Genomic DNA, 8,793 nt, shown 5'->3' with positions numbered 1-8,793 from the left:
TTCCCGGCGGTTCACCGGGACATATACAGCACCTGTGACAGGCGCCGCCGGGGCAGGCCCTGGTGATCATTGAAAGGCGCTTTGTTTTTTATATGTTGACAAAAGGTAGCAAAAATCTATAATAGCAGTTTCTAATTTCAGACAAGGATACGGCGATGTACGCAGTAATCAAGACGGGCGGAAAACAGTACAAAGTTTCGGAAGGCGATGTGCTGAGTTTTGAGAAAATAGAGGGAAACAAGGGAGACGTCATTTCCTTTGAAGAAGTCCTCATGGTGGGCGGCACCGATACCATTAAAATCGGGACCCCGCTCGTTGAAGGAGCGAAGGTCGTCGGAGAAATCATCGCCCAGACGAGAGGTCCCAAGATCACCGTTTTTAAAATGAAGCGCAGAAAAGGATACAGGAAGAAAACGGGACATCGCCAGGACCTGACCAGCATGAAAATAAAGGAAATCGTCGTATAAGGGAGGAAGTGGTCAATGGCTCACAAGAAAGGCCAGGGAAGCAGCCGTAACGGAAGAGACAGCCAGTCCCAGCGGCGCGGTGTGAAGGTCTACGGCGGCCAGAAAATATCGGCGGGCTCCATCATCATCCGCCAGCTTGGAACGAAAATTCACCCGGGCAATAACGTGGGAATGGGGAAGGATTATACGATATTCTCGAAGATTGACGGGTACGTGAAGTTTGAACGAAAAGACAAGACCAGGAAACAGGTAAGCGTCTACGACGCGTGACGTGGAGCGGCGGGTAACCGGTACACCAAGACCCCCCTCCCGAAGGAACTGATCATAAAGGTGTTAGTTTTCATTCAAGGCTAGCACCTTTTTTCTTCTCTTTCCCCGGCGGCACCATGAACGGCTGTGGACACCGGACAGGGCATTTCATCCAGCACATATTCAACAGGGCTTGTATACTTCGCAGACCATGAAGTTCGTCGATGAAGCGAAAATCTATGTCAGGGCCGGTGACGGCGGACGAGGCTGTGTCAGCTTCAGAAGGGAGAAGTATATCCCCCGCGGAGGTCCCGACGGCGGAGACGGCGGAAAAGGCGGAAGCGTCATCGCCCGGGCTTCACAGAGCCATCGAACGCTCCTCGACCTCAAATTCCAGCAGCACCATGTGGCGAAGCGGGGAGGCCACGGTGAGGGAAGCAACAAAACGGGGAAAAATGGTGATGACATAGAGATCATTGTTCCCGTGGGAACGGTCATACGGGACGCCGAGACGGAAGAACTGCTGGCGGACCTGACGGAGGACGGCCAGACCTGTATCCTGGCACGGGGAGGGATCGGCGGAAGAGGGAACACCTTCTTCAAGAGCTCTACAAACCAGGCCCCGCGACACGCTCAGAACGGCATGCCCGGGGAGGAACGATGGGTCTTCCTGGAACTGAAGCTTCTTGCCGACGTGGGCATCATCGGCCTGCCGAACGTCGGCAAATCGACACTGATCTCAAGGATATCGGCGGCCCGGCCCCGGATTGCCGATTATCCCTTCACAACGCTTCGCCCCAACCTCGGGGTCGTCAGGGTGGACAATTTCCAGACCTTCGTCGTCGCCGATATCCCGGGACTGATCGAGGGGGCCCACCAGGGGGCGGGGCTGGGCACCACCTTTCTGAAGCACATAGAACGGACGTCGCTACTTATCCACATGCTGGACATATCGGGAGATGCTGTCACGAGCGCCGGCCGTGATTATGAAACGATAAACAGGGAACTCGCCTCCTTCAGCCCGTCGCTGATGGAAAAACCGCAGATCGTGGTCATCGGCAAGATGGATCTTTCTTATGCGGCAGAGAGGCTTGAAGGAGCGACATCCTATTTTACGGAGAGGGGAATCCCCGTGTTCCCCATTTCGGCGGTATCGGGAAAGGGGGTCAGGGAACTGATCCTGGAGGTCGCACGGCGGCTTACGAATCAGGAGGATGAGTAGCGGCATGTCAAAGGAACGAAAGGATGTTCTGAAAAAGGCAAGAAGGGTCCTGGTAAAGATCGGCAGCGGGGTTCTCACGGGGAAGGATGGCCTTGACACGGAGATCATCGAAAACATCGTCGATGAGATCGCGGCTCATTCCCGCGAGGGGTACCAGTTCGTCATCGTCTCGTCGGGCGCCATCGCCTCGGGAATGCACCGGATGGGATTTACACAAAGACTTCAGAGCATGCCCCAGAAACAGGCGGCCGCGGCCATCGGCCAGGGACGGCTGATGCGGGTCTATTCGAACGCTTTTGTAAAGCACGACATGGTGGCCGCCCAGATCCTTCTCACCATGAGCGATCTCACCGACCGGCAGCGATTTCTGAACACGCGGAACACCCTCTCGGTCCTGCTGGAATGGAACGTGGTCCCCATCATCAATGAGAACGACACAGTGGCCGTGGAGGAGATCAAGTTCGGCGACAACGACAACCTGGCCGCCATGATCGCCAACATCATCGAAGCGAATCTCGTCATTAACCTGACCAACACGAAGGGTCTGTACGACAAGAACCCGAAGGAAACCGGAAAGTCCCGCCTGATCCCCCTGGTAAGGGAAATTACGGAAGAAATCGAGAATATGGCATCATCCGAGGCCGACCCGGTGGGCATGGGCGGCATGAAGAGCAAGGTCATCGCCGCCCGGAAGGTGACGACCTTCGGCATTCCTTACATCATCGCCCACGGAAAGACACAGGGGATCATCACGGACGTGCTGGCCGGCAAGAACAGGGGAACGCTTTTTCTCCCCATGGAGCAGCACCTGACCAGCAAGAAGTACTGGATCGCTTTTACCCTCCGGTCCCGAGGGAAAATATACATCGACGAGGGGGCGCGACAGGCCATTGTCAACCAGGGGAAAAGCCTGCTTCCCTCGGGAATCATCGGGATCGAGGGTAATTTCTCGGTTGGTGACCCCGTCGTCTGTGTCTGCGGCGACGGCACGAACGTCGCGAAAGGGCTGGTGAACTACAGTTCGACCGATATCGACAAGATAAAGGGACTGAAAACATCAAAGATCGAGCAGGTCCTGGGAAGCAAGCCCTACGACGAGGTCATCCACCGGGACAACCTGGCAGTGTCTAAACCGCGGGCCATTTAAATAACGGCGCTGAATACGCTCAATGAGTGTACGCGGTAATATCGCAAATCCTTTTCAATTGCCAACATTTCCACCTTGGCCTATACTCTTACAAAACTAATGTAAGGGATAACTGCGGTAACGCCATCAAGTTTTACCACGGCACATTGCAGAAAACATAAATGGTGTAATCGGGAAATCACTGGCATGTTTTCAGGATTTACATCCTTTTTCCGGGGAAGAAGTTCATCATGCGCTTCACTACCCTTTTTGACAGGAGAGATAAAATAATCGCCGGGGTGATTGTGGGTCTCATGGCATGGATCCTTGCTTTTCTGCCCACTCTCTTCGGATTTTTCGAATCCTTCGAATTGAAATCCTATGACATGCTGTGCCGGGCATTCGTTTCAGACGCAACATCACCGTCAGACATTGTCTTAGTCGCTGTTGACCAGGCAAGCCTCGATACAGCACTTCATGAAGGCATCACCTGGCCCTGGCCGCGGCAAATGTATGCACCAATTATCAGGTTCGCAACTTTGAGTGGAGCCAAAGCGGTAATCTTTGACATTCTCTTTACAGAACCTTCATCGTATGGCGTAGAAGATGACCGTATCCTTGCCCAGGCAATAAAAGAGAATGGCCGCAGCTGCCTGCCCCTTTTTCTCAGTCAGGAAAAACGCCGGCCGAAATCTTGGGAACAAAGTGTTTTGAAACGTTCGGCTATACCTGTTACGGGGCCTGCAGATTTTGAAATTTTAAAAAATGATTCTCTGATTCCGCCGATCGAAATTCTCTCCGAGAGTTCGAATTGTTTTGGAAATGTTAAAGTTTTTCCCGATGCAGACGGAATATATCGTCGCATCCCTCTGTTCTCTCGCTACCAGTCTGATTTTATCCCTTCGCTGGGTCTGGCTGCTTACCAGAACATTATGGACCCTGTACCACTCATAATAAGTGGCAGGAATCTGATGATCGGTGAAAATGTCATTCCAGCGGACGGCCAGAACCAGTTACTCCTTACCTTCTACAATCCCGAGAACGGTTTCAGACAATACTCAGCCTTCAACGTCATTTCTTCGTATCTTTCAATCATGGAGAACAGAGAACCCTCTTATCCTCGTGATGTTTTCAAGGATTCGATAATATTTATAGGCCTTACCGCACCGGGACTCTTCGACATGAAACCAACACCGGTTCGTTCTGCTTCGCCGGGTACGGTCATCCATGCCACCCTGCTTTCCAACCTCATCAGGGGGGATTTCAGATACAAAGTACCGGAGTATGGGGTCTTTCTCTTTTCCGCAGCCCTGGCCATTCTCGTGAGTGTGACGATCATGTTTGCAACCGGCCTGTGGTTTTTACTGCTAACGTTTCTCTTATGCGGCGTCACTGTCGGCGCCATTATTGCCCTTGCTTTCCACTGGGGCTTCTGGGTTGATGGAGTAATGCCCGCTGTAACTCTTGTGTGTACCTTCGTCCTGACATCCGCGTTCAGCTATGCAACCGAGGGAAGACAGAAACGGCAGATCAAACAGACCTTCTCACACTACATGTCAGATCACCTCATACAGGATCTTTTGAAAAATCCAGAAAAGCTTCGTCTCGGCGGTGAAAAGCGTGTGCTTACCGTTTTTTTCTCAGACATCGCCGGATTCACTGAAATCTCGGAAAAGCTCACTCCGGAAAAAGTGGTTTTTCTTTTGAATACCTACCTGACAGCGATGTCTGATATCATTCTCGAAAGCGGAGGCATTATAGACAAGTTTGAGGGGGACGCCATCATGGCTTTCTGGGGTGCACCGCTCCATCTGAAAAACCACGCACATGAGGCCTGTATTGCGGCTCTTGAAAATCAGGCACGGCTTACCATACTGCGAGAGGAGTTTATTAGAATGGGACTGCCTCCGGTATATTCGCGGATAGGCATTAACACGGGGGCAATGATCATCGGGAATATGGGATCCAGCAGACGATTTGATTTCACGGTCATCGGAGACAATGTAAATCTTGCCTCGAGGCTTGAAGGCGCGGGGAAGGCTTACGGCGTCCAGATAATTATCAGCGAAGAGACTTATTTACTTGCAAAGGAATTCGTGGAAGCACGGGAGCTTGACCTCATTCAGGTGAAAGGAAAAGAAAGGCCGGTTCGAATATATGAACTACTTGCAAAAAGAGGTAAGCTTTCTGAAAAGATGAAACAAACCATGAGACTTTTTGCTGTCGGCCTTCACCATTACCGGGACACGGAATGGGAAGATGCCCTTGCAAAATTTTCGGAAGCACTGGACATCTCCCCTGAAGACAGCCCTTCCCGTCTCTTTATTGAACGATGCCGGACTTTCATGAAAAATCCGCCGCCCGCTGGCTGGAAAGGTATCCACCGACTGACGGAGAAATGAGTGGATGAGAAAAGACAAAATCCAGATGAGGGGGAATACCATGAAGAAGACCATTTTTTTATTGTGTGCGTTCATCATGATGACGACTACCGCTGCAGCAAGTACTTACACGGTTGTTGTCCAGGAGGTTGCTTTCAGAAAGGAGAATCGTTTTTTTGCACCCGCCATTGCCTGGATCCCTTACGGAGAGAAGATAGAGAGCACTGAACAGAAGGGGGATTGGTTAAACGTAACCTACAACGAACAGAGAGGATGGATCCATATTGGCGCGGTTAATGAACTGAAGGTTCCCTGGACCGCATTAATGGGCGGCCGTGCGGATGAAGCCACCCGGGATGAAGTGGCTCTCGCGGGCAAGGGGTTCACGAAGGAAGTCCAGGAGGCATTTCAAAAGGAAAATCCCAACATGAGATATGACCTCGTCGATCATGTTGAATCACTGGAAGTGTCTCGTGAAAGGCTCGAGAAATTCATCAAAGATGGGAACCTGAAAGGGCCGGGGGAAGACCGATGAGAAAACAATATATCTGTATAACCATGATCATGCTTGCATGTTTCTCTGTAATGTATAGCTGTGCTCAGATGGTCCAGGTAGGCACAGGTGCCGGACAGCACATGGGAATCATTTCCGCTCAGAATAAGGCGTTGATTGATGAAACAGCCACAAAGACATTTAAAGCATTACGGCCGATGACGGAAAAGGAAGAATATATTCTGGGGCGGGCTGTGGCGGCAACTATCCTCAACCAATACACACTTGACCAGGATCAGGGTTTAACCGAATACGTCAACCAGGTCGGACAGGCGCTTGCCTTGTCGTCCGATGTCCCCATCACCTATGGCGGATATCACTTTGCAGTACTTGCAACGGAAGAAGTGAATGCACTCTCCTGTCCCGGTGGAATCATATTCATCAGTCGCGGCATGCTCAACAGGGCGAGCAATGAAGAGGAACTCGCATCGATCCTTGCCCACGAGATCGCTCATGTCAATCATCGCGATGGTGTAAAAGCGATAAAGAGTTCCCGATGGGCTGAAGTGGTGGCGGCTCTGGGCACCAATATTGCCGGCAGATACGGACCGCAAAATCTGACAAATCTGACTCAGCTCTTTGAAGGTTCTGTCGATGATATTGTGAAGACCATGGTCGTCAACGGCTACAGCCGGCAGCAGGAGAAAGATGCCGACCGAAGCGCCCTTATCCTACTCCAACGGGTAGGCTATGACCCTAACAGCTTCGCCGATTACCTCGAAAAACTCGCTCGCGAACAGGAAGCCGGTTCACGGAAAGGGTTCTTTTCCACTCATCCGGCAATGACGGATCGTCTTGCAATTGTAAACGATATCATTGCTCAGAATAACTGGCAGCGAGCTGCACATACCATAAGAGACCAGCGATACGCTTCATTGCGGTGAAGAGGTGTCTCGAAGCCATTTGTCTTCATTCGTGAAGGGTCAGCGCAGAAGCAGGTGCTCTCCAATGAGATAAAAGAGACCGAGATTACCCAGGTAGAACACCATCACTGTAAAAGCGGCGCACAGCCGGTACCAGCAGGGGCGACCGCGAGACATCTCAAAGGCAAGGAATGCAGACAGCCCGAGCAGGACTTCAGGCACGATGAGATAGAGTGCCACATGACACACTGTGGTAACTTCCCGGGCATACCAGATCGGTATCCGCCACAGCACGGCTTCGGAACCGACAAAGAGGAGAAATGAGGTTATACAAACGGTAAAAAGACCGAGTTTTCTGTTAAATCGCTCTTCTATCCGTCTCCCGAGAAAAACGATCACAAAGAGGGGAATTACCCATAAACCTCCCATGAAAAGAGGTACTTCACCAAGCCGCAGTGAACCCGTGTCGGGAAATACAAGGACACCCAGTTCAGCGGCGAGAAACCAGTCGGGAAAGATCTGAAGGATGCTGACCGGGAGAAGAAAAAGCCAGAGCGCCAGCCAGTCGTCATGACGCCGCAGAAAAGCCCCGGCAGGGATCATCACATTATACAAGACGACAAGGACACAGAGACGCACCCCCACGCTCAGTTCCAGGGAAATGAATAGGACGATCAACGACAGGATCGCAAAGACGGCATGTAACACGATCGCGTCTTTTTCGGTACGCTCAAGACGCAGGTTCATCATAAGACTCTCCGGTTAAAAACCCGAAACCGCCCGTTTCCATCACTCACCCGACGAACCCCATATGATATCCGGCTCCCGCCGCGGCAACGGAGCGGGAATGCGCCGGGGATACCCCAGGATGACCGGGGCAATGATGCGGAATGTTTCGGGCATGCCGATCTCCCGCCGGATGCCGGGATCTTTGATACGTGAGCCCAGCGCGACCCAGCAGGTCCCGAGTCCCCGGGCGCTTGCCGAAAACATGAAATAGGCGGCGGCAAGGGCGCAGTCCACGCTCAGTGATGCGACGTTAACGGAACCCCCGATATATACGAGACAGGGGGCGTTCCAGAAGATATGCGACTTCTCGTCTTTCAGATAAGCCTCATAGGCTTTCAACGGTGAGCCGGGCTCATCTTCAAGTTCCCCGATGAGATTCCTTTTGCTCTCATCGGAAAGTTTTTGAATGAGCCGCCCGTCATCGATGACGACGAACTGCCAGGGCTGTCCGTTCCGTGCGCTCGGCGCCATACAGCTTTCACGGATTATTTTTTCGATCACCGGGCGGGGGACACTGCGGTCCTCGAATTCCCGCACCGAACGCCGTTTCTGCACCAGCTCATGAAAGGTCATCATACTCCTTCTCCTCGCACCCCGATATTTTCATTCCGTCCCAGCCCTGTACCGCTCCAGTTCCCTCAGCAGCCATTCGCGGCTGCCCGTCACCGCGTTCCCCGGGCAGTGGATCAGGTACGGTTGGCCGCTGATCAGGCTTCCAGTCGCGCACAGCTCTATGAACTTTTCCGCCGAATCGATCTCTTTTCTGAAATGCTCGTATTTTTTGAGAATGTGCCCGGCCGCATCAACTGCGCTGTATTCCCTCCCGTTCCTGATAAAGATACAGTCTGAATGTTGAACATAGGCGATCAGATGGTCGATCTCCGACCGCACGCCGGGGTCCTCGGCACCGAGAGACGCCGGCACCGCCAGCATGGAACAGAAAAACATGATAAGCACTGCTGTTCTCATGGCACCATTTAAAACATATCTCGTGAGATTCCGCAATATGCAGAGGGAGATGCGGGTTTTAGTTCCATTTTCAAAAAAATATTCTATAATGCCAACCATGCGGTCAGGGGTTACGGGCCGGGTACGCTCGCGTCCGTTTTCAAGGCTCGACCAGAGGCTCATGGGGCATTCGAT

At 52.2% G+C, this 8,793-nt stretch carries 10 protein-coding genes; 7 read left to right on the top strand and 3 right to left on the bottom strand.

Annotated features, from left to right (window positions below):
- Window positions 1–155: 155 nt before the first annotated feature.
- The 7 genes from rplU (at window position 156) to JXO48_12050 (ending at window position 6,882) form a co-directional block, all read left to right on the top strand.
- The gene (gene rplU, locus JXO48_12080) at window positions 156–467 is read left to right on the top strand and encodes a 50S ribosomal protein L21 (GenBank protein MBN2284620.1); all 312 of its coding nucleotides are present in this window, start codon (window positions 156–158) and stop codon (window positions 465–467) included.
- Window positions 468–482: 15 nt separating this feature from the next.
- Window positions 483–737, top strand: a complete 255-nt coding sequence (gene rpmA / locus JXO48_12075) for a 50S ribosomal protein L27 (GenBank protein ID MBN2284619.1) — start codon at window positions 483–485, stop codon at window positions 735–737.
- A gap of 190 nt (window positions 738–927) precedes the next feature.
- Entirely contained in the window at window positions 928–1,938 is a 1,011-nt protein-coding gene (gene obgE / locus JXO48_12070) for a GTPase ObgE (protein ID MBN2284618.1), read from the top strand.
- Between the two features lie 4 nt (window positions 1,939–1,942).
- Window positions 1,943–3,085: a glutamate 5-kinase gene (proB, locus tag JXO48_12065; GenBank protein ID MBN2284617.1), complete on the top strand. Its 1,143-nt coding sequence runs from the start codon at window positions 1,943–1,945 to the stop codon at window positions 3,083–3,085.
- 230 nt (window positions 3,086–3,315) lie between these two features.
- Window positions 3,316–5,466: an adenylate/guanylate cyclase domain-containing protein gene (locus JXO48_12060; protein ID MBN2284616.1), complete on the top strand. Its 2,151-nt coding sequence runs from the start codon at window positions 3,316–3,318 to the stop codon at window positions 5,464–5,466.
- 40 nt (window positions 5,467–5,506) lie between these two features.
- Window positions 5,507–5,980, top strand: a complete 474-nt coding sequence (locus tag JXO48_12055) for a hypothetical protein (protein ID MBN2284615.1) — start codon at window positions 5,507–5,509, stop codon at window positions 5,978–5,980.
- Window positions 5,977–6,882, top strand: coding sequence for a M48 family metalloprotease (locus tag JXO48_12050; GenBank protein ID MBN2284614.1), 906 nt, complete (start codon window positions 5,977–5,979; stop codon window positions 6,880–6,882). The genes JXO48_12055 and JXO48_12050 overlap by 4 nt, the downstream gene beginning before the upstream one ends.
- 39 nt (window positions 6,883–6,921) lie before the next feature.
- Here JXO48_12050 and JXO48_12045 read toward each other — a convergent pair whose 3' ends face one another.
- The 3 genes from JXO48_12045 to JXO48_12035 all read right to left on the bottom strand — a co-directional run.
- Window positions 6,922–7,611 carry a hypothetical protein gene (locus tag JXO48_12045; protein ID MBN2284613.1) on the bottom strand — a complete coding sequence of 230 codons (690 nt, stop codon included), beginning with the start codon at window positions 7,609–7,611 and terminating at the stop codon, window positions 6,922–6,924.
- 39 nt (window positions 7,612–7,650) lie between these two features.
- Complete coding sequence (locus JXO48_12040; protein ID MBN2284612.1) at window positions 7,651–8,226, bottom strand: nitroreductase family protein; 576 nt, start codon at window positions 8,224–8,226, stop codon at window positions 7,651–7,653.
- A gap of 27 nt (window positions 8,227–8,253) precedes the next feature.
- Window positions 8,254–8,793: DUF5329 domain-containing protein (locus tag JXO48_12035; GenBank protein MBN2284611.1), on the bottom strand; the 540-nt coding region annotated here is incomplete at its 5' end.

Source organism: Deltaproteobacteria bacterium (genome assembly GCA_016933965.1).
Classification (GTDB): Bacteria; Desulfobacterota; Syntrophia; order Syntrophales; family UBA2210; genus JAFGTS01.
Note: the sequence above shows the minus strand (reverse complement) of the source record. Positions and strands in the feature narration are given on the sequence as shown.

Excerpts from the sequence above, each read along its gene's own strand:
- rplU (MBN2284620.1), top strand. The coding sequence starts at position 156 with ATGTACGCAGTAATCAAGACGGGCGGAAAACAGTACAAAGTTTCGGAA.
- rpmA (MBN2284619.1), top strand. The coding sequence starts at position 483 with ATGGCTCACAAGAAAGGCCAGGGAAGCAGCCGTAACGGAAGAGACAGC.
- obgE (MBN2284618.1), top strand. The coding sequence starts at position 928 with ATGAAGTTCGTCGATGAAGCGAAAATCTATGTCAGGGCCGGTGACGGC.
- proB (MBN2284617.1), top strand. The coding sequence starts at position 1,943 with ATGTCAAAGGAACGAAAGGATGTTCTGAAAAAGGCAAGAAGGGTCCTG.
- JXO48_12060 (MBN2284616.1), top strand. The coding sequence starts at position 3,316 with ATGCGCTTCACTACCCTTTTTGACAGGAGAGATAAAATAATCGCCGGG.
- JXO48_12055 (MBN2284615.1), top strand. The coding sequence starts at position 5,507 with ATGAAGAAGACCATTTTTTTATTGTGTGCGTTCATCATGATGACGACT.
- JXO48_12050 (MBN2284614.1), top strand. The coding sequence starts at position 5,977 with ATGAGAAAACAATATATCTGTATAACCATGATCATGCTTGCATGTTTC.
- JXO48_12045 (MBN2284613.1), bottom strand. The coding sequence starts at position 7,611 with ATGATGAACCTGCGTCTTGAGCGTACCGAAAAAGACGCGATCGTGTTA.
- JXO48_12040 (MBN2284612.1), bottom strand. The coding sequence starts at position 8,226 with ATGATGACCTTTCATGAGCTGGTGCAGAAACGGCGTTCGGTGCGGGAA.